The sequence below is a fragment of the Streptomyces sp. NPDC041796 genome (assembly GCF_055590785.1).
Genome location: NZ_JBVJAH010000002.1, coordinates 463,160 through 482,812 on the forward strand (window position 1 = coordinate 463,160; position 19,653 = coordinate 482,812).

A 19,653-nucleotide genomic window follows, 5' to 3' on the forward strand; every position below is an offset into this window, starting at 1 on the left:
CTCCACGCCAACACCACTGCTCTTCACCGGGCGCGGCCCCGGGGGCCCGCTCGCTCGGCGGTGAATCTACAACCGCGCGCCCCCGCCCCGCAGCGGTCGTGTGCGGACCGATGGGTACACCCGGGCGTACCAGAGCAGCATCAGCGGCGGGAGGAGCAGCTCGACGCCGATGAAGGCCGTGTGCAGCGGGTGCGGTGCCCCCACGTCGAGGTACGAGATGCCGCGTGCCACTCCCCCGAGGAACACCGCGCCGAAGGCGGCCCTGAAGGCGGTGGCGTGGTCGTCCGGACGCCAGGTGACGAACAGCAGGAGGATGCCGAGGCTGCACCAGATCGCGGCGAAGAAGCGGTAGTTGCTGTCGACGGTGGTGGCGACGTCGGGGTTCCCGGGCAGCAGCGAGGGCCCGACGATGATCTCCAGCAGGCCGGTGACCAGCACGAACAGCGCGAGCAACGCGAGCACTGCCCGGAAAGTGCGAATGGACGACATGACGGTTCCCCCTCCGGCGACGGTCACCGTGCGACCGGTCTCCATAGTCGGCCGGGTCGCTCACCCGACGGAAGGTCGAAGCGATGCGCCTCGCCGCGTGATTGATACCGTTCACGGTATGGATGTTCACCCGGGGGGCGGGTCCGACCCGAGCGTGCACCAGTTGCGGCTGCTGCTCGTGCTGGCCGAGGAGCTGCACTTCGGCCGGGCGGCCCGGCGCCTCTACATCAGCCAGCCGGCGTTCAGCCGCCAGATCCGCCGGCTGGAGGACCACATGGGGGTCGTCCTGCTGGAACGCTCCACCCGGCGCGTTCAGCTCACCGCCGCCGGGGAGGCGCTGCTGCCCCGGGCCCGGGCCGTGGTGGACGCCGCCGATCGGCTGCGTGAGGCCGTGCTCGCGCAGGCGCGGACGCTGGCGGGAAGGGTGGTACTCGGCTGCTACATCACCGCCCTCCCCGTCATCACCGCTCTGACGGAGCGGCTGCGGGCACGTCACCCGGGTCTCGAGGTCGAGCTGCGGGAGGTGGACTTCGTCGAGCAGACCGCCGCTCTGCTGGACGGCCGGGTGGACGCCGTGCTGGCGTACGCCCCGATGCCGGCCGGCATCCAGACGCTGCCGCTGGCGAGCGAGGGGCAGGTGGTGTGCCTGCGGGAGGGGCATCCGCTGGCCGGCCGGCCGTCCCTGTCGCTCGCGGAGCTCGCGCACCTGCCCGTCATCGGGTTGTCGCCGCGGGTGGCCCCGGTGTGGCGGGGCTTCTGGGCGGCGGACCCCCGCCCGGACGGGTCGCCGGTCACGTACACGGACCATCGGGCCACGACGTTCGAGGCCGGGATGTCGGCGGTCGTCCAGGGGCACGGCGTGCGTTTCGTATCGGCCAGTTGCCGCGTGCTGTTCCCCCGGCCGGGCGTCCGTTATGTCGACGTGCCGGACGCGCCCCCGTGCACGGCGGTGCTCGCCTGGTCATCCGCACGCCGCGACACACCGGAGGTCGCCGCGCTGCGTCGCGCGGTGGGCGGCATGGTGGGGACGGGACGAACCGACCCGAACCCTCGCTGGTGGCACACCGAGCACACCGAGTCCGAAGGGGATTGACATGCCGATGCTGCGCCGGGCGCGCGTGTCCGACCACCGCACGCTGGTCGATTGTGCGCACAGGTGGTGGGGCGAGACGCGGACACGCTCCAAGGCCCGGGAGCCGTCCCTGCTGCTGCCGAGGATGTTCCTCCAGTGCTTCGCGGGCACGAGCCTGGTCGCGGAGGACAGTACGGGGGTCAAGGCGTTCCTGGTGGGTCTCCATTCCGCCGACAACGATGAGGACGCCCACGTCCACTTCGTGGCGGTCGACCCCGTGCTCCGGGGGCGAGGTCTGGCCCGCGGCCTGTACATGGCGTTCTTCGAGCGGGCCGCCGAGGCCGGGTGCCGGGAGGTGCGGGCGGTGACGTCTCCGGGGAACACCGGGGCGATCGCCTTCCACCGGGCGCTGGGGTTCGCCCCGGTGGGGAGCGACCACGAGGTCGAGGGCCTGCCCGTGCACCGCGACTACGACGGGCCGGGGCAGGACCGCGTGTGCTTCCGCAGGAGGATCGGCGCGTGAGGGCGTGGGGGGCCTCGCCCGCGCATGGGACAGGGATCCCGTCACTGCCCCGGACGCGCCCGACCGGGTGGGTCCGGACCCGGGGGCGCCTCCCCGGGGAGGACCACAGGCGCACCCCGGCGTGCTGCTGGTGGCCGTACCGCGTTGTTGAGGGCCTCGGCGGTGAGCCTGTACAGAGTCACCTCCGGGACGGCCGACTGCCGGGGCAACGGGTCGGGTCGAACGGTCAGGGAAACGCTGAGCGTGCGGCTGCTGAGGTGATCGGCGCCCGCGCCCCGTTCGGTGCGGCCCCGCGACCTCGGGCCGGGCCGACGGTGACAACGGGCTCCCCGCGGCGGTCCAGGCCGAACCGTCGGGCGCCCGCTGTCCCGTCCGCCTGAGGCCACGGCCCTCTCGCCGCCCCTGACCTGCCCCCAGGCCCGGGACACGGGTCCCGCCGGGCGGGTCCGGGCCCGGTAACCGCATGGCCGATCTCCGCGACGGCGCGCGCTCCGTGTCATACGATCACGCCCGGCGGCTGCGTTACCCGGCGTCACCCCGGCGCCGCCCGAAGGCCGCCCACGCGCCCATGGAGGTCAACCGTGACGAGGACTGCCGGCGGCAAGCGAAGCGCCCACCGCACCCGTACCGTCTTCACCGCCGGCGCCGCGGCGGCCGGGCTGTTGCTGGTCGCCACCGGGTGCGGTAACGGCGACGAGGGGCCCGGCGAGGCGGCGGGCGGGGTGCCCGTGGTCGAGAAGGGCAAGCTGACGACGTGCACCCATCTGCCGTATCCGCCCTTCCAGTTCGAACAGGACGGCGAGATCGTCGGATTCGACGTGGCGCTGGTCGACCTGGTGGCGAAGAACCTCCAGGTCGACCAGAAGATCCTCGACACGCCGTTCGAGAACTTCAAGACCGGCGCGTTCCTCAACTCCGGCGAGTGCGACCTGGCCGCCGCCGGGATGACGATCACCGCGGACCGCAAGAAGAACGTCGACTTCTCCGTGCCCTACTTCGACGCCACGCAGGCCCTGCTGGCGAGCAAGAAGAGCGGCGTGACCACCCTCGCCGAGGTCAAGGAGAAGAAGCTGAAGCTCGGTGCCCAGGCGGAGACCACCGGCGAGAGCTATGCCAAGAGCCAGGGCTTCGACCCGGTGGCGTTCGAGAGCTCCGACGCGGTCCTCAACGGGCTGCGCACCGGCCAGGTCGACGCCGTCGTCATCGACTACCCGGTCGTGCAGGGCTGGCTGAAGGACAAGGCCAACGCCGACGCCTTCGCCCTCGGGCAGAACATCGAGACCGGCGAGCAGTACGGCTTCTCGGTGAAGAAGGGCAACGACAAGCTGCGCGCCGCGATCGACAAGGCCATCACCGACGCCAAGGCCGACGGCACGTACAACAAGATCTACGAGCAGTGGATCGGTCCCCTGCCCAAGGGCCAGTCGTGACCTCACGGCTGACGAGGCGTCAACGGCGGCGGATTTCCCAGGGCGTCCAGTACGCGGTCTTCGTCGCCGTCGTCGTCGTGATCGCGGTCCTGGCCGACTGGGACCGTCTGCAGAACCAGTTCGCGCAGGCGGACCTGGCGGAGCGGCTCTTCCCGGAGATCATCACCACCGCGCTGCGCAACACGGTGGTGTACACCGTCTCCGGGTTCGCCTTCGGGCTCGTCCTGGGCCTGGTCGTCGCCCTGATGCGGCTGTCGTCGGTGGCGCCCTACCGGTGGGCCGCGAGCGTCTACATCGAGATCTTCCGCGGTCTGCCCGCGCTGCTGATCTTCATCTTCGTCGGGGTGGCCGTACCGCTGGCGTTCCCCGGTACGGAGATCCCCGGTGGCACGTACGGCAAGGTCGCCCTCGGCCTCGGGCTGGTGGCCGCGGCGTACATGGCGGAAACGATTCGGGCGGGCATCCAGGCGGTGCCGAAGGGCCAGATGGAGGCGGCGCGTTCGCTGGGCTTCTCGCACGCCCGGGCGATGGTGTCGGTGATCCTGCCTCAGGCGTACCGGATCATCATCCCGCCGCTGACCAATGAACTGGTGCTGCTGTTCAAGGACTCCTCGCTGGTGCTGTTCCTCGGGGTGACCCTGGACGAGCGCGAACTGACCAAGTTCGGCCGGGACCTGGCCAGTCAGACCGCCAACTCCACGCCCATCCTCGTCGCCGGTCTGTGCTACCTGCTGGTGACCATTCCGCTGAGCTTCGTGGTGCGCCGCCTCGAGGCCCGTGCCGCCAGGGCCAAGTGAGGACACCGATGCCGACACCGAACGAGATCGAGATCCGGGGCCTGCACAAGTCCTTCGGCGACAACGAGGTCCTGCGGGGCATCGACCTGGCCGTCGCCACCGGCGAGGTGGTGTGCGTCATCGGGCCTTCGGGCTCCGGCAAGTCGACGCTGCTGCGCTGTGTGAACCTGCTGGAGGAGCCGACCAGGGGCCAGGTGTTCGTGGGCGGTACGGAGGTCACGGACCTGGACGTCGACATCGACGCCGTACGCCGCCGGATCGGGATGGTGTTCCAGCAGTTCAACCTCTTCCCCCACGTGACGGTGACCGAGAACCTCACGCTGCCGCAGCGGCGGGTGCTGGGGCGTTCCAAGGAGCACGCGGCGAAGGTGGCCCGGGAGAACCTGGAGCGCGTCGGGCTGGCGGACAAGGCGGACGCCTATCCGGCGCAGTTGTCGGGCGGGCAGCAGCAGCGGGTGGCGATCGCGCGGGCGCTGGCCATGGGTCCGGAGGTGATGCTGTTCGACGAGCCGACGTCGGCACTCGACCCCGAGCTCGTCGGCGACGTGCTGGCCGTGATGCGGATGCTGGCGGCGGAGGGCATGACGATGATGGTCGTCACCCACGAGATGAGCTTCGCCCGGGAGGTGGCCGACCGGGTGGTGTTCATGGACGAGGGCCGGATCGTGGAGGAGGGCCCGGCCGCCCGGGTCGTGGGTGACCCGCAGCACGAGCGTACGCGGCACTTCCTGACCCGGATCCTGGACCCGGCCGCCGCGGAACCGCCCGGGCCGGAGGACGGCAGGGCCTAGGGCGAGCCCCGGGCGGTCCGCCGGGTCCTGGCGAGCAGCAGGAGCGAGGCCACGGCGGCGAAGGCGCACCAGGTGGAGACGAACTCGGTGCGCCACAGCACCACGCACAGCGCCGCCCCGGCCGCGATCACCGCCCCGAGCAGCCGCAGGTGCCGGTCGGCCGCGAGGAGCAGGGCGCCGACCGTGGCCAGGAGGTAGCCGGCGACGAGGAACGGGGCGTACGGCAGGTCGAGGACGTAGCCGATGGTGCGGCCACGGATGTGGGCGGTCACCTGCCGGGTGGCGAGGCAGTACGCGAGCGCGGCGGCCGTCACGATCCCGGCGGCGGCCGGGACGGCGAGGCGGGCGCGGTGGACCGGAGGGGTGACGAGCACCACGCCGAGCGGCACCCAGAGCGGCAACAGCGGCAGCGCGATGACGGCCCAGGCGAGCGTCGCGGGGCCGCCGCCCCCGCCGGAGCCCCAGACAGCCGACTCGACGATCTGGTGGGCGCCCAGCAGCAACGGCAGTGCCGCGAGGGGGAGTTCGCGTACGTCACGGGCGCGTGCCACGCATACGGCGCCGACCGCGGCGATGACGGTCCCCGCCGCCAGATCGGCCGTCGCGCTCCAGCACATGGTGGGTAGCGTACGGGGGCAACGCCACGACGGCCGGGAGGAGATCCCTTGTCCACGCTTCAGGTGTCGCGAGCCACGCCGGAGGAATGGTCACTGGTCCGGGAATGGGCCGAGGCGGAGGGCTGGAACCCGGGCCTCGGGGACGTGCCGAGCTTCTTCGCGCAGGACCCCGACGGGTTCTTCCTCGGCAGGCTCGACGGCGAGCGCGAACCCGTCTCGGCCATCTCGGTCGTCAACTACGGCGACACGTACGCCTTCCTGGGCTTCTACCTGGTCCGTCCGGACCGGCGCGGCCGCGGGCACGGTCTGGCCACCTGGAACGCGGCGCTGGCGCACGCCGGGGGCCGCACGGTCGGGCTCGACGGCGTGCCGGCGCAGCAGGACAACTACCGCCGCTCGGGGTTCGTCCTGGAGCACCGCACGGCACGCTTCACGGGTACGGTCCGCCCGGGCCCGGCGCGCGGGGGTGTGGTGCCCGCCGCCGAGGTGGGGACGGCCGCGCTCGCCGCGTACGACGGCGGCTGCTACCCGGCCGAGCGGCACCGGTTCCTGGAGCGGTGGCTGGGCGCGCCCGGGCACCGGGCGCTGGCGAGGGTCGTCGACGGGCGGGTGACGGGGTACGGGGTGATCCGCCCGGCGCACGAGGGTGCCCGGGTCGGTCCGCTGTTCGCAGACTCGCCGGGGGACGCGGAGGCACTGCTGGACGCGCTCGTGGACGGGTTCGGGGCGGACCGGATCGCCGTGGACGTACCGGAGTCGAATCCGGCGGCGGTTCGGATCGCCGAGGCGCGCGGACTGGAGCCGTCGTTCCTGACGGCGCGGATGTACACCGGTCCGGTCCGTCCGTTCGCCCGGGAGCGGGTCTTCGGGGTCACCACCCTGGAGCTGGGGTGAGTCAGGAACGCGGGCCGTACTGGTCGGCCTGGAGCAGGTACATGCGCCGGTAGCGGGAGTCGGGCCGGTCCATCAGCTCCTGGTGGGAGCCGGATTCGACGAGTGCGCCCTCATGGAGGACGTGGATGACGTCGGCGGACTGGATCCCGGCCATGCGGTGGCTGACGAGCACCACGGTCCTGCCCTCGCCGGTGAGGGCGCGGATGCGCCGGAAGGAGTCGATCTCCGCCTCGGGGTCCAGGGCGGAGGTGGGCTCGTCGGCGATCACGAGCAGCGCCTCGCGGTAGCGCAGGCGGGCCTGGCCGACGGTCTGCCACTGGCCGCCGGAGAGTTCGGAGCCGTGCCGGAACTGGCGGGCGAGCAGGGTGTCGTAACCGCGCGGCAGGGTGGTGCCGAGCCGGTCGGCGCCGGAGTGGGCGGCGGCACGCTCCACACGGCCCGCGCCCGGGGGTGCGTCGGGCTGCCCGATACGGATATTGGTGTGGAGGGTGAACGGCCAGCGCTGGAAGTCCTGGTCGAGGACGGCGACATGGCGGAAGACGTCCAGCCGGTCGGCGTCGGCGAGGTCGGTGTCGCCCCACAGGACACGGCCGTCGACCGGCTGGTGGAGACCGGCGAGGATCTTGACGAGCGTGGACTTGCCCGATCCGTTGGCGCCGACCAGGGCGACGACCGAGCCGGCGGCGATGGTCAGGGACACACCGCGCAGCGCGGGTTCCTCGCGGTCGGGGTAGCGGAAGGTGACGTTCTCGAAGGTGATCTTCTCGGGGAAGTCGGGGACCGGGGTGCCGCCGGCCGGGATCGCCCGTGCCTCGGCAGCCGCTGTGAAGCGGTCGAGGTCGCGGACGTACAGGGACTCCTCGTGCAGGGTGTTGATGTGGGTGATCAGGGCGCTGAGGCTGGCCGAGCCGGTGCGTACGGCGAGGGCGGCGGTGCCGGCCATGGCGATGTCCATGCGGCCGGTGACCAGCAGGGCGCCGAGGGCGGCGTAGGTGAGGAGGGCGGCGGCGCCGGAGAGCGCGGCGGCGAAGAGCTCGGTGACCGCGCGTCCGTCGGCCAGGCGGGTCTGCTCGGCCTCGGAGGTCTCGGCCATGTCGTGGAACCTGTCGAGGAGGTAGCGGCCGACCTGGTGGACGCGGACCTCCTGGGCCGATTCGCGGGCGGTGATGAGGGTGTTGACCAGGCGGGCCGCCCGTTCGTGCTCGATCCAGTTCATACGGGAGGCGTAGCGGCGCTGCGCCACATGCATGGCTCCCCAGCCGCGGGGCAGGGCGATCAGCACCAGCAACGGCAGGAGCGCCGGATGGAGCACGGTGAGGACGCCGGCCGCTGCCACGATGGTGAAGACACCGTTGAGGGCGCCCACGCAGGCGCCGATCATGTTCCGGGCGGCGACGGCTCCGAACTGGGCGGAGTCCAGGAGCTTGCGGAAGGCCCCGTCCTCGATGGCCTCGAGTTCCACTCCGGCGGCGCGGTGGAGGTACTTCTCGGTGGCGAGCCGTTCGACCTTGGGCTCCAGGCGGCCGGTACCGGCGGTGGACAGGGAGGCGAGCACCGCGTTGACGACGGCGAGGACGCCTGCCGCGATCAGGGCGGGCAGGGCGGCGCGGAGGCGTTCGGTGGTGGTGCCGGTGGCGAAGAGGGCGTGGAGGACCTGGTTCGTCAGCAGCAGGCCCCCGGCCTGGGCGAGGCCCTGCCCGATCTCGGCGACGCCGACGGTGAGCAGGGCGCGCCGGTCGGATTCCCAGGCGATCCTCAGGGTGCCGGCGACGAGGTGGGGCAGGGCGCGTACGGCGGCCAGGGGCTTCAGGTCGAGCATGGCGTACTCGTGGGTGACCCAGCCCGAGTCGTAGCGCAGCGCTCCGCCGAAGAGTTCCCGTTCGCTGTCGGAGACGGGCGGTTCGGTTCTCCAGGCTCGTCGGAACATCTTCTTCCCACGCATGGTTCCCACCCCCGGCCGCCGCGGCGCCATTGACGTCGCAGCAACCGCTCCCCCTCCGCCGACCGGGTGAAACGTCACCTTGTGGGGCGGGCGCGTCGCAACCCCCATAAGCCGGATGATCCTATTTTCTCGGCTATGCGAACAACTGGACTGGCCGTGATCCCGGCGCTGCTGTGCGGGCTGTGCGCGGTGGGCCCCCACGCCGTGCCGACGGCGGCGGCCCACGAGGCACCCGCCGTGACGGGCAACCCGATGGCCGAGAACCGCGGCTTCGGCGTCCTGACGCGGCACGGCGCCCTGCTGGCCGGAACAAGGGCCGAGACCGCCGTCGCCGTGGGCGGCGACCTGTCCTTCGGGTCGCGGTACACCGTCGCTCCGCGCGGCACCGGCGGATTCGTGGCACCCGGCGACGCCCGGCCCACCGCGCTCCTGGTGGACGGCACCGTCGACTTCGCCGGCAGCGCGGCGGACGGGGTCCTGCGGGTCACCGGTGACCGCTACGTCAAGGTCGGCGACCTGTCCGGGAGCGCCACGCGGGCCACCGGCATGGACGGCGAGCCGGTCAAGACCCGGCTGGTCGGGGCCGGCGCGGGCTACGGCACGACACCGCGCGTGGAGCTGACCACCGCCCAGCCGCCCGCGTCGGTGGGGCCCGCCCGGGGCCTCGTCGACTTCGGCGCGCTGTTCACCGGCCACCGGCAGCGCGCCGACGCCCTGGCCCGTTGCCGGGCCACCGTGGCACCCCTCGACCCGCTCGCCCCCGGCGCCACGGTACGGATCAGGCTCGCCGACGACCGCACCAACGTGCTGCGGCTGACCGGCAGGGAGCTGACCGGCATCCGGGGGCTGGCCTTCGAGAACCGGCCCACGGCCGAACGGCCCCTTGTGATCGTGGTCGACACGACGGCCGAGGGCGGCGAGCTGTCCTGGCGTACGCCGGCGCTGACGGGCGTCGGGGGCGAGGAGTCCCCGTACATCCTGTGGACCTTCGCCGACGCCACGGACCTCGCCCTCACGGCGGGCGACACGCTGAGGGGATCCGTCTACGCGCCGCGCGCGGAGCTGACGGACCGGAGCCCCGCGGACATCGAGGGCGACATCGTGGTCCGCGCGCTGAAGGCGGCGCCCCACGCGGGCGGCATCCGCGGCGCCGCCTTCGCCGCTGCCCTGTCGTGCGGCGACGGACCGCCGCCGTCACGTCCCCGCGCGCCCGGCCCGGAGCGACAGCCGCTGCCGGAGGCGGAGGCGGAGCCGCCCGCGAGGCCCGAGCCGGTGGCCGAGCCGGACTCGGCGCGCGCAGCGGAGCCGCAGCCGGACCGGGCACCGGAGGAACCGGAACCCCGGCCCACCGCCCCGGAAACCGTCACGGACGCCCGGCCCCCGACCGAGCCTCCCGCGGAGCCCTCCACCGAACCCGGCGCCGAACCCTCGCAGCCCTCCACCGAACCCGGCGCCGAACCCTCGGAGCCCGTCCTCTCCCCCGGTCCGGCCGGTGAGGCGCTCGAGGAGATGGCGGACAGCGGCTCCCGCCCGAAGGTCTGGCTCCTGGGGGCCGGTGCCGCCCTGCTCGTGGCCACCGGGGCCGCCCTGACCAGGGCGTCCCACCGCAAACGCCGGAACGGGGGCGACTGACCCACGTGGGCGCCCCGGAGGCGAACCGAGCCATAAAAGGCAAAGCCCCGGGTACCCGAACCGCCTCCCGCAGGCCGACGAGGAGGGCTGAGCACCCGTGAGGAACCACTCGCAAGACGCCACCCAGCCCGGTGGGCCGCCCGGCCCGGCCGAGCCGACCGGTGCGACCGGCACGACCGGACAGTCCGGACTGCGGCTGGCCGGCGGCAGAGCTGTGGAGGGCGAGCCCGGCGGCACGCTCGTCGGCGCACCCGTGGGCGCCCCGGGCGGCCCGGGCGGCAGCCATCCTCCGGACCGCACCCAGGCCATCCTGGAGGCGACCAAACAGGTCGCCGCGCTGCTCAAGAGCGCGGGTCACCCGTTCGCCCTGGCCGGCAGTGTGGCCGCGTACGCGCACGGGGTGCCGCAGAGCCTCCAGCACGACACCGACTTCGCCATCCTGCGCGAGGACGCGGAGGCGATCGCCCACGATCTGGAGGCCGCCGGCATCCAGGTACGGGTACCGCCCGAGGACTGGCTGATCAAGGCGAGGAGCCACGGCGAGGAGATCGACCTCATCTTCGAGCTGGCGCGGCACCCGGTGACGCGCGAGCTGCTGGACCGGGCCCACACGCTGCCGGTGGATTCGGTGCGGATGCCGGTGCTGGCACCGACCGACCTGGTGGGCAGCCTGCTGGCCGCCTTCTCGGAGCACCACTGTGACTTCGGTGCCGTCCTGCCGATCGCCCGCACGCTGCGGGAGAAGATCGACTGGGATCTGCTGCGCCGGGAGAACGAGGGCTCTCCGATGCCCGAGGCGTTCCTGTACCTGCTGGAGCGCCTGAACGTCATCGAACCCCGGCAACCACGGGAGGCAACGCCATGAGCGCCGCCGACACCGCCGAGTACCGCATCGCCCATCTGCGGGACCGGCTGGCGAGCGAGGACATCGCCGAACTCGGCATCAGGATCGAGCAGCGCGGTACGAGCGTGATGCTGTACGGCACCGTCGCCAGCGCGGACTGCCGGGCCGAAATCCTGCGGATCGCCCAGGAGGAACTGGCCGGGCTCCCGCTGCGCGAGGACCTGGTCGTCGTCTGCGCGGACGCCCCCGACCACCCCGAGGAGCTGTCGTGATCCGAGTCGCAGCGGTCGGTGACATCCATCTGGGCCCGGGGAGCACGGGCACCTTGCGGCCGGCCTTCGAGAAGCTCCACGAGCAGGCGGACCTGCTGCTGCTGGCGGGCGACCTGACCCGGCACGGTACGGCCGAGGAGGGCGAGGTGGTGGCCGGGGAGGTGACCGGGCTGGGGGTGCCCGTGGTCGCCGTCCTGGGCAACCACGACTACCAGAGCGACCAGGAGGCGGAGGTGACGGCGGCGCTCGACCGGGCGGGGGTGACCGTCCTGGAGGGCGAGGGCACGGTGCTGAACCTCGGTGGCGTACGTGTGGGCGTCGCCGGGACGAAGGGGTTCGGCGGCGGTTTCGCCGGGCGCAGCGGCGGTGAGTTCGGCGAGCCGGAGATGAAGGACTTCATCCGCTACACCCGGCGGTGCGCGGAAGGACTGCGGAAGTCCCTGACCATGCTGCGCGAGGCGGACTGCGCCGTGCGGATCGCGCTGACGCACTACTCGCCGGTGCCCGACACCCTCGCGGGCGAGCCGCTGGAGATCTATCCGTTCCTGGGCAGCTATCTGCTGGCCGAGGCGGTCGACGAGGGCGGCGCCGACCTCGCCGTGCACGGCCACGCGCACATGGGCACCGAGCACGGCATGACCAGCGACGGGGTGCGGGTGCGCAATGTGGCCCAGCCGGTGATCGGCCGGGCCTTCGCGGTCTACCACCTGGCCGTGCACGCCGGGAGCGCCGCGGTGGGCGACGGCGGGGTGACGGCGGGGGCCGGCGCGGCGGCCCACCGGGCGGGGATCGGCGGTTAGAGGACCCCGGCAGGCGGGTAACGGGGCATACTGCGACACATAGGGTGCAGTAGGACCCATACGGACAAAACAGCAGAGGAGCCGAGGATCGTGACGGACGTTTCGAGCCAGGGTCCCGCCCCCGGCGACGACCGGAAGGTACTCACCAACCGGCAGGGCCACCCTGTCTACGACAACCAGAACCAGCGCACGGTCGGGGCCCGGGGCCCGGCGACGCTGGAGAACTACCAGTTCCTGGAGAAGATCAGCCACTTCGACCGGGAGCGCATCCCCGAGCGGGTCGTCCACGCCCGCGGGGTGACCGCGTACGGCTACTTCGAGGCGTACGGCACCTGGGGCGACGAACCGATCAGCCGCTACACCCGCGCCAAGATCTTCCAGGAGCGCGGCAAGCGCACCGACCTGGCCGTGCGGTTCTCCACCGTGATCGGCGGCCGTGACTCCTCCGAGGCGGCGCGCGACCCGCGCGGCTTCGCCGTGAAGTTCTACACCGAGGACGGCAACTGGGACCTCGTCGGGAACAACCTGGGCGTCTTCTTCATCCGGGACGCGATCAAGTTCCCCGACGTGATCCACTCCCTCAAACCGAACCCGGTCACCTTCGAGCAGCAGCCGCGCCGGATCTTCGACTTCATGTCGCAGACGCCGGAGTCGATGCACATGCTGGTCAACCTGTTCAGCCCGCGGGGCATCCCGGCCGACTACCGCCACATGCAGGGGTTCGGCGTCAACACGTACAAGTGGGTGAACGCCGAGGGCAACACCGTCCTGGTCAAGTACCACTGGATGCCCAAGCAGGGCGTGCGCAGCATGACCGAGGAGGACGCGGCCAATGTGCAGGCCCAGGGCCTCGGCCACGCCACCAAGGACCTGTACGAGGCGGTCGGGCGCGGCGACTGCCCGGAGTGGGAGCTGCTGGTCCAGATGATGGAGGACCACGACCACCCGGAGCTGGACTTCGACCCGCTGGACGACACCAAGACCTGGCCGGAGCAGGACTTCCCGCCGAAGCCGGTCGGCAGGATGGTGCTCGACCGGATGCCGGAGAACTTCTTCGCCGAGAACGAGCAGATCTCCTTCGGCACGGGTGTGCTGGTGGACGGCCTGGACTTCTCGGACGACAAGATGCTGGTCGGCCGGACCTTCTCGTACAGCGACACCCAGCGCTACCGGGTCGGCCCGAACTACCTCCAGCTTCCGGTCAACCAGGCCAAGAACGCGGACGTGCGGACCAACCAGCGCGACGGGTTCATGACGTACCGACAGGACGGCCACGGCGAGAACCCGGACGTCAACTACGAGCCGTCCATCCGCGGCGGGCTGCGTGAGGGCCAGTACCCCACGCACGACGAGCAGGGCCCGGAGGTCCGGGGCAGGCTCACCCGCAAGCGGATCCCGCGGACCAACGACTACATGCAGGCCGGGCAGCGCTACCTGCTGATGGAGCAGTGGGAGCGGGACGACCTGGTGCACAACTTCGTCACCCTGCTGGGGCAGTGCGACCGGCCGGTGCAGGAGCGGATGGTGTGGCACTTCCTGCTGGTCGAGAACGACCTGGGCCTCCGCGTGGGCGAGGGCCTCGGCATCAGCCCGCAGGACGTGGCGCACCTCGAACCCCTGGCGAGCCAGGACCTCACCGAGGAGGACCGCAAGCGGCTGGCCAACCTCGGGGAGAACCCGCCCCGGGACGTCGAGGGGCTGACGATGACGCACTGCGTCCCCAACGAGCGGCACGTCGTGACCCGCTGACGCCGTACGCGTGACAGGGCCCCGCCCACCCGGGCGGGGCCCTGTCATGTGCTCACGGGCGGCGCCAGGTGTCGCTCGGGAGGTGGGATCCGGCCTGCGGGCCCATCCGGAGCATGCCCCCGTCCACCACCCAGGAGGCCCCGGTGACGTACGAGGCGTCCTCGCCCGCCAGGAAGGCGATGACCGACGCGACCTCACGGGCGTCGCCCGGCCGCCCCAGCGGCACACCCGGCCGGGGCTGCTTCCGCACGTCCTCGTCCTCCTGGCCGGTCATGGGGGTGGCGATCTCACCGGGCGCGACGGCGTTGACGGTGATCCCGTACTCGGCCAGCTCCAGCGCCATGACCTGGGTGAGCAGCCCGAGTCCGCCCTTGGCCGCGCAGTAGGGTGCCGCTCCGACGCGCGGCTGGTGCTCGTGCACGGACGTCACGTTGACGATCCGCCCGCCGTCGCCCTGCTCGATCATGCGCCGGGCGGCCACCTGTGAGCAGAGGAACGGCCCGATCAGGTCGACGTCGAGCACGTCCCGCACGGTGTCGTACGTCAGGTCCAGGAACGGCGTGGCGGTGCCGGTGCCGGCGTTGTTGACCAGGACGTCGAGGCGGCCGAGTTCGCCGGCCAGCTCGTCGACCACACCGGCGGCCTCCGGCAGCCGTGTCAGGTCCAGGTGTGCGACGGCGGCGCGGCGCCCGTGGCCGCGTACCTCCTCGGCGGTGCGACGGGCGCCGTCCTCGTCGGTGTGCCACGTGATGCCGACGTCCATGCCCTGGGCGGCGAGCCGGACGGCGGTGGCGCGGCCGATGCCGGAGTCGGAGCCGGTGACGACGGCGGCGGGGGTCCCGCGGTTCACGGGCGGGTTCATCGTGCCTCCTCGGCGAGGGGAATCGGAACTTTGGCGGTACCACGTGACGGGTGAGGCAAAACGGCGTCCGAGGGGTTCCTGGGACTGGAGTGTGGTGAGTTGCTCATGATCGGGCACGTGAATGGGATGCCGGACGTATCAGCACCCGTGATCAAACTGGTGCGGCGGACCACCGAACCCGTCGCGGCGCAGACGCTGCGTTCCACGGCCGCCGCCGTCATCTCCTTCGTCGTCGCCCTGATGGTCCTGCCCGCGCAACCCGCTCCCCTGACTGCCCCGCTGACCGCGCTACTGGTCGTCCAGGTCACCCTCTACGCGACGCTCACCACCGGTATCCGGCGCGTCAACTCGGTCGTCGTCGGGGTGCTCATCGCCATCGGCTTCACCGCCCTGGTCGGGCTGACCTGGTGGAGCCTCGGTTTGACGATCTTCACCTCGCTGATCATCGGCCGTTACGTGCGGGTGGACGAGTTCGTCCCCGAGGTGGCGATCAGCGCGATGCTGGTCCTCGGCGTCTCCCAGGCCACGTCGGCGGCCTGGCACCGGGTGCTGGAGACGCTGATCGGCGCCGGGGTGGGCCTGCTGTTCAACCTGCTGTTCGCGCCCCCGGTGTGGACGCAGTCGGCCGGGGCGTCCATCGACGGACTGGCACGTGGCATGGGCAGGATGTTCCGCACCATGGGCGCGGAGATCGCCGAGGGGCACATCCCGTTCCCGCACGCGGCGGCCCGGTTGCACGAGGCGCGGCGGCTGGACCACGACATCGTGGAGGTCGACGCGTCCCTGCGGCAGGCGGAGGAGAGCCTGCGGATGAACCCGCGCGTACGGGAGGGGCTGCTGTCCCGGGTGGTGCTGCGTACGGGGCTGGACACCCTGGAGATCTGCGCGGTGGTGCTCCGGGTGCTGACCCGGAGCCTGACCGACCTGGCGAAGTTCCGTACGGAGGAGTCGCTGTTCCCCGAGGACGTGTCGGCCGGCCTCAAGCAGTTGTTCGGACAGATGGCCGACGCCATCGAGAGCTTCGCCCTGCTGATCACGACCCAGGTGGCCGCCAACGCCGAGGAGGCCGAGGACCGGCTGACCGCCGCCCTGGCCGCGAGCCGCGTCACTCGCGACCGGGTCGCCCACATGCTGCTGGAGGACGTGCAGGAGCACCCCCGGCAGTGGCAGCTCCACGGCGCGCTGCTCGCCGAGATCGACCGGATCCTCGACGAGCTGGACCTCGACAAGCGCAGCGAGCGTCTCATGCAGGAGCTGGACCGCCGCTCGGCCGAATTGAGCGAGCGGCACCCGCGGCTGGCGGCGCTGCGCCGTCGGCTGCGCGGTGAGGGCGGCACCGAGCGGCGTCCGGCCGTGGAGACCTGAGCCCCGTCACCTGTCCGCACGTGTCCGTACGCATCGGGCGCCGGGGGCGTGGAACACGTGCGAGTGTCCGCCGACCGACGAAGGAGGCCCCACGTGTCGCAGATCCCGGAGCCCGTGTACGACCGGATCAGGGAGGAGGTCGCCGCGCGCGCCGAGCGGCTGTGGGACGTGAGCCTCGCGTTGCACCGCGCGCCGGAGACGGCGTTCGAGGAGCGGGAGGCCGCGCGGCTGCTGGCGGGCGAGCTCGAACGGGAGGGGTTCGCGGTGGAGCGCGGGGTGGCGGGCCTGCCGACCGCGTTCACCGGCCGGACGGGCAGCGGCGACGGGCCGTGCGTGGCGCTGCTGATGGAGTACGACGCGCTGCCGCTGCTGGGGCACGCGTGCGGCCACAATCTGATCGCCGGGGCCGGGCTGGGCGCGGCGCTCGCGGTGCGGGGCGCGCTCGGCGGGGTGGCGGGGTCGTTGCTGGCGGTCGGTACGCCCGCGGAGGAGCGCGGCGGGGGGAAGGTCGTGGAGGTGGAGTCGGGGCTGTTCGACGGGGTCGACGCGGCGCTGATGTTCCACCCGGGCGTCTATAGCTGGGCGCGGGCCCCGCTGACGGCCAGCGCGCAGATCCGGGTGGCGTTCCACGGGCGGGCCGCGCATCCGACCGGCAACCCCACGGAGGGCATCGACGCGCTCGGTGCGCTGATCCAGCTGTTCAACACGCTGGGGGTGCTGGACCGCCGGCTGCCGTCCGGCTCGCACGTCCAGGGCATCATCACGGACGGCGGGCGGGCCACCAACATCGTCCCGGAGTACGCGGAGGGCATGTTCGGGCTGCGCGGCGCGACCACGGCCGCGCTGGAGGAGCTCGTGGAGGAGCTCCACTCGTGCGCGCAGGGCGTGGCACTGGCCACCCGTACGCGGGTGGAGGTGACCGGCGTCGGCGGGCGGTACGAGCACTTCCGGGACAACGACGTGCTGTCGGGGCTGTTCGCCCACCACCTGGGCCGGGCGGGCATCCCGCTGTCGGAGCCCGTGCCCGGCGTGTACCTGGGGTCGTCCGACATCGGCAATGTGAGCACGAGGGTGCCGGCGATCCATCCGTTCGTCGCGATCATGGGGCCGGAGGCGTCGGACCACACACCGGAATTCGCCGAGGCGGCGGCGGGGCCGCGCGGGCGCCGGGTGATGCTCGCGGCGGCGGAGGCGCTCGCCTGTACGGCGGCCGACGTGCTGCTGCGTACGGACGTGTCCGAGCGGGCGTGGGCGTGCCTCCGGGAGAAGGCGGCGGCGGGTCTGTGAGTCAGTCCTCCACGCTCACCCGTACCGTCTTGACCTCGGTGTCGGCGGCGTCCGGGACGACCATGCCCGCCTCGACGCCGCTGCGGAGGTAGTGCAGGACCGCCGAGTTGAGCTTCTCGCCGGGCAGCGCGGCGGGGATGCCGGGCGGGTAGGGGGTGAGCATCTCGGCGCTGACGCGGCCGACGGCCTTGTCCCACGGCACCTGCTCGACGCGTCCGAAGAAGGCGTCGCGCGGCAGCATGACCTGCTCCAGGCGCAGCTCGGCCGGGTCGGGCACCTCCACTCGCGGTGCGGGGCGCAGTTCGTCGGCGTGGTCGGCGACGTCGCGCAGGGCGGTGAGCAGGGTGTGGGCGCTGCGTTCGTCGTCGGCGTGGGTGAGCTGGGCGCTGCTGCGGCGGTGGTCGGACAGGTGCAGGTTGATGCGGTGGTGTTCGCGGATCCAGTCGGCGACCCGGTAGCCGGTGGTGTCGAGGGCCGTGATGTCGACGATGACCTGGAGCGGATCGAGGTCGGCCGCGCGGCCGGGGCCGCAGAAGTCGTCGCGCCCGTGGACGTGGAGGCCGTCGATCTCGGCGATCCGCGCCCGGACCGTCTTGGCCAGGGCCAGCGCGTCGTCGTAGAGGGCGTGGCCGTGCTGGACCATCTGGCGGCGCCAGCCGTCGAGGGCGGCGTAGACGAGCACGGAGGGGCTCGTGGTGCCCAGCAGGTCCTCGCGGTTCTTGAGGACCTCCGGTTCGATCAGGTCGCCCTGGAGGTGGAAGACGGAGCCCTGTTCGAGGCCGGAGCCCATCTTGTGGACGGAGGTGACGCAGACGTCGGCACCGGCGTCCATGGCCCAGGTGGGCAGGTCCGGGTGGAACGGCAGATGGGCGCCCCACGCCTCGTCGACGATGAGCGGTACGCCGTGCTCGTGACACGTCTCGGCGATGGCGGGCAGGTCCGAGCAGGTGCCGTACGGCGTCGGGGTCGTGACCAGGGCGCCCCGGGCGTCCGGGTGCTCGGCGAAGGCGGCGCGGAACGCCTCGGCGGACGGCGGGTGGGCGAGGTGGCGGTCGGGGTCCCACTGGGGGTCCACCCAGATGGGGACGATCCCGGCGAGGACGAGACCGGACACCACCGACTTGTGGGCGTCACGTCCGACCAGGAGCTTCTCGTGCGGTCCGGCGACCGACAGCATCGCGGCCTTGACCGACAGGGAGCTGCCGCAGGTCGAGAAGAACGTGTGCTCGGCCCCGACGGCGTCGGCCATCAGCTCCTGGGCCTTGGCGAGGACGCCGTGGGAGGAGGTCCGGTCGTCCAGCCCGCTGGTGGCGAGGACGTCCGAGCGGAAGACGGCGTCTCCGAGTACGGCGCGTACGCGCGGGTCGGCGCCGCGGCCCTGTTTGTGGCCGGGCGGGGTGAAGGGCGTCTGGTTCTCGGAGTGGTACGCGGCGAGCGCGTCGAGCACGGGTGCCTGTGAATGGTCCATGGCACCCCAGTGCCCTGCGAACCGGGACAAAAACGGGGCCGATCACCGGCGGGGTCACGGCCGGGGGTTGACGCGCTGCCATCGGGGGCGGGCGTCCGCGCCCCGTCTGCCCGCGACGGAGGCGCAGCGCGGGCAGACACACGCCGGACGCGGTCGGCGGCGCCGCCGGACTCGGGGAGGACGTCCTGCCAGACGACGTGCGGGAAGCGGGCGAGCTGCGACCGGCTGAGGGAGAGGCCGCAGACGGTCTGGTTCATGCCGGGTTCCCCCGCGTGGACCTCCCCGGCGGGCAGCCGTCGGCGCCCCTCCTCCTGGTCCGTCCACTGGCCGGAGGCGGCGACCGCGTAGCGCTTCGCCGGGGGCACGGGCGGTCAGCCGGCGGCGTTGTCGACGCGCATGCGCACCTGGTCCTCCAGGCGTTCGAGGCTCCGGTCGAGAGCGTCGTTCACCGGCTTGTCACCCGGGTCGTGGCTCTCGTCGAAGAACGAGAGGTGGACGGTCACCTCACTGGCCCCGCTGCCGATACCGGCGACCTGGAGCCATCCGGCGTAACTGCCCTGCTCCCGGGTGCCCCATTCGAGGCGCATCTGGTCCTTCTCGGCGCGCAGCAGCGCGGAGGTGTCCTCGTCGGTGCGGTCCTCGTGCACGGTGACGGCGGGCAGCTCGTCGGGGTGCACGTGCAGGGCCTCGGGCAGCCAGTTGTCGAGCTGGTCGACGTTGGCGGCCTGGTCGAAGACGTGCTCGGGCAGCGCCGGCATGGTGCGGGAACGCTCGTACTCGGTCATCGCTCCACCGTTCCTCGGATCGTCGGCTGTCGGT

General features: G+C 72.4%; 19 protein-coding genes and 1 pseudogene. 13 read left to right on the plus strand and 7 right to left on the minus strand.

The window, feature by feature from the left end; translation table 11 throughout:
* Window positions 1–66 precede the first annotated feature (66 nt).
* Entirely contained in the window at window positions 67–489 is a 423-nt protein-coding gene (locus ACZ6C1_RS05510) for a DUF4345 domain-containing protein (RefSeq protein WP_469237919.1), read from the minus strand.
* 118 nt (window positions 490–607) lie between these two features.
* Between ACZ6C1_RS05510 and ACZ6C1_RS05515 the strand changes: the two genes are divergently transcribed.
* The 5 genes from ACZ6C1_RS05515 to ACZ6C1_RS05535 all read left to right on the plus strand — a co-directional run bounded on the left by ACZ6C1_RS05515 (window position 608) and on the right by ACZ6C1_RS05535 (window position 5,102).
* Window positions 608–1,582 carry a LysR family transcriptional regulator gene (locus tag ACZ6C1_RS05515; RefSeq protein WP_469237921.1) on the plus strand — a complete coding sequence of 325 codons (975 nt, stop codon included), beginning with the start codon at window positions 608–610 and terminating at the stop codon, window positions 1,580–1,582.
* Between the two features lies 1 nt (window position 1,583).
* Window positions 1,584–2,084, plus strand: coding sequence for a GNAT family N-acetyltransferase (locus ACZ6C1_RS05520; RefSeq protein ID WP_469237923.1), 501 nt, complete (start codon window positions 1,584–1,586; stop codon window positions 2,082–2,084).
* Window positions 2,085–2,665: 581 nt separating this feature from the next.
* Window positions 2,666–3,514 (plus strand): ABC transporter substrate-binding protein, encoded by an 849-nt coding sequence (locus ACZ6C1_RS05525; protein ID WP_469237925.1) that lies wholly within the window; start codon window positions 2,666–2,668, stop codon window positions 3,512–3,514.
* Window positions 3,511–4,311: an amino acid ABC transporter permease gene (locus ACZ6C1_RS05530; protein ID WP_469237927.1), complete on the plus strand. Its 801-nt coding sequence runs from the start codon at window positions 3,511–3,513 to the stop codon at window positions 4,309–4,311. Before ACZ6C1_RS05525 ends, ACZ6C1_RS05530 begins: the two co-directional genes overlap by 4 nt.
* Before the next feature lie 8 nt (window positions 4,312–4,319).
* Complete coding sequence (locus ACZ6C1_RS05535) at window positions 4,320–5,102, plus strand: amino acid ABC transporter ATP-binding protein (protein ID WP_469237929.1); 783 nt, start codon at window positions 4,320–4,322, stop codon at window positions 5,100–5,102.
* Here ACZ6C1_RS05535 and ACZ6C1_RS05540 read toward each other — a convergent pair.
* Window positions 5,099–5,719: a DUF6629 family protein gene (locus tag ACZ6C1_RS05540; RefSeq protein ID WP_469237931.1), complete on the minus strand. Its 621-nt coding sequence runs from the start codon at window positions 5,717–5,719 to the stop codon at window positions 5,099–5,101. The genes ACZ6C1_RS05535 and ACZ6C1_RS05540 overlap by 4 nt on opposite strands.
* 48 nt (window positions 5,720–5,767) lie before the next feature.
* Between ACZ6C1_RS05540 and ACZ6C1_RS05545 the strand changes: the two genes are divergently transcribed.
* Window positions 5,768–6,613, plus strand: a complete 846-nt coding sequence (locus ACZ6C1_RS05545) for a GNAT family N-acetyltransferase (RefSeq protein WP_469237933.1) — start codon at window positions 5,768–5,770, stop codon at window positions 6,611–6,613.
* Between the two features lies 1 nt (window position 6,614).
* Here the strand turns inward: ACZ6C1_RS05545 and ACZ6C1_RS05550 are convergent, their stop codons facing one another.
* Window positions 6,615–8,555, minus strand: coding sequence for an ATP-binding cassette domain-containing protein (locus ACZ6C1_RS05550; protein WP_469237934.1), 1,941 nt, complete (start codon window positions 8,553–8,555; stop codon window positions 6,615–6,617).
* Window positions 8,556–8,690: 135 nt separating this feature from the next.
* Here ACZ6C1_RS05550 and ACZ6C1_RS05555 point away from each other — a divergent pair, with 135 nt between their 5' ends.
* The 5 genes from ACZ6C1_RS05555 to ACZ6C1_RS05575 all read left to right on the plus strand — a co-directional run bounded on the left by ACZ6C1_RS05555 (window position 8,691) and on the right by ACZ6C1_RS05575 (window position 13,852).
* Complete coding sequence (locus ACZ6C1_RS05555) at window positions 8,691–10,187, plus strand: collagen-binding domain-containing protein (protein ID WP_469237936.1); 1,497 nt, start codon at window positions 8,691–8,693, stop codon at window positions 10,185–10,187.
* 253 nt (window positions 10,188–10,440) lie between these two features.
* The gene (locus ACZ6C1_RS05560) at window positions 10,441–11,052 is read left to right on the plus strand and encodes a nucleotidyltransferase family protein (protein WP_469238189.1); all 612 of its coding nucleotides are present in this window, start codon (window positions 10,441–10,443) and stop codon (window positions 11,050–11,052) included.
* On the plus strand, window positions 11,049–11,303 hold the full coding sequence (locus ACZ6C1_RS05565) for a hypothetical protein (RefSeq protein ID WP_469237938.1): 255 nt from the start codon (window positions 11,049–11,051) through the stop codon (window positions 11,301–11,303). The genes ACZ6C1_RS05560 and ACZ6C1_RS05565 overlap by 4 nt, the downstream gene beginning before the upstream one ends.
* The gene (locus tag ACZ6C1_RS05570; protein WP_469237940.1) at window positions 11,300–12,103 is read left to right on the plus strand and encodes a metallophosphoesterase family protein; all 804 of its coding nucleotides are present in this window, start codon (window positions 11,300–11,302) and stop codon (window positions 12,101–12,103) included. Before ACZ6C1_RS05565 ends, ACZ6C1_RS05570 begins: the two co-directional genes overlap by 4 nt.
* A gap of 90 nt (window positions 12,104–12,193) precedes the next feature.
* Window positions 12,194–13,852: a catalase gene (locus ACZ6C1_RS05575; RefSeq protein WP_469237942.1), complete on the plus strand. Its 1,659-nt coding sequence runs from the start codon at window positions 12,194–12,196 to the stop codon at window positions 13,850–13,852.
* Between the two features lie 52 nt (window positions 13,853–13,904).
* Here the strand turns inward: ACZ6C1_RS05575 and ACZ6C1_RS05580 are convergent, their stop codons facing one another.
* Complete coding sequence (locus ACZ6C1_RS05580) at window positions 13,905–14,714, minus strand: SDR family oxidoreductase (RefSeq protein ID WP_469237944.1); 810 nt, start codon at window positions 14,712–14,714, stop codon at window positions 13,905–13,907.
* Between the two features lie 126 nt (window positions 14,715–14,840).
* On the opposite strand from ACZ6C1_RS05580, the gene ACZ6C1_RS05585 reads away from it, so the two are divergent.
* Together ACZ6C1_RS05585 and ACZ6C1_RS05590 are read left to right on the plus strand one after the other, a co-directional pair.
* Complete coding sequence (locus ACZ6C1_RS05585; protein ID WP_469238191.1) at window positions 14,841–16,079, plus strand: FUSC family protein; 1,239 nt, start codon at window positions 14,841–14,843, stop codon at window positions 16,077–16,079.
* Window positions 16,080–16,172: 93 nt separating this feature from the next.
* Complete coding sequence (locus tag ACZ6C1_RS05590) at window positions 16,173–17,366, plus strand: amidohydrolase (RefSeq protein WP_469237945.1); 1,194 nt, start codon at window positions 16,173–16,175, stop codon at window positions 17,364–17,366.
* A 1-nt stretch (window position 17,367) separates the two neighbouring features.
* Here ACZ6C1_RS05590 and ACZ6C1_RS05595 read toward each other — a convergent pair whose 3' ends face one another.
* The 3 genes and pseudogenes from ACZ6C1_RS05595 to ACZ6C1_RS05605 form a co-directional block, all read right to left on the minus strand.
* Window positions 17,368–18,834, minus strand: coding sequence for an aminotransferase class I/II-fold pyridoxal phosphate-dependent enzyme (locus tag ACZ6C1_RS05595; RefSeq protein ID WP_469237947.1), 1,467 nt, complete (start codon window positions 18,832–18,834; stop codon window positions 17,368–17,370).
* 54 nt (window positions 18,835–18,888) lie between these two features.
* Window positions 18,889–19,199: pseudogene (locus tag ACZ6C1_RS05600) on the minus strand (hypothetical protein).
* 6 nt (window positions 19,200–19,205) lie between these two features.
* Complete coding sequence (locus tag ACZ6C1_RS05605; protein ID WP_469237949.1) at window positions 19,206–19,619, minus strand: SRPBCC family protein; 414 nt, start codon at window positions 19,617–19,619, stop codon at window positions 19,206–19,208.
* Between the last annotated feature and the right edge of the window lie 34 nt (window positions 19,620–19,653).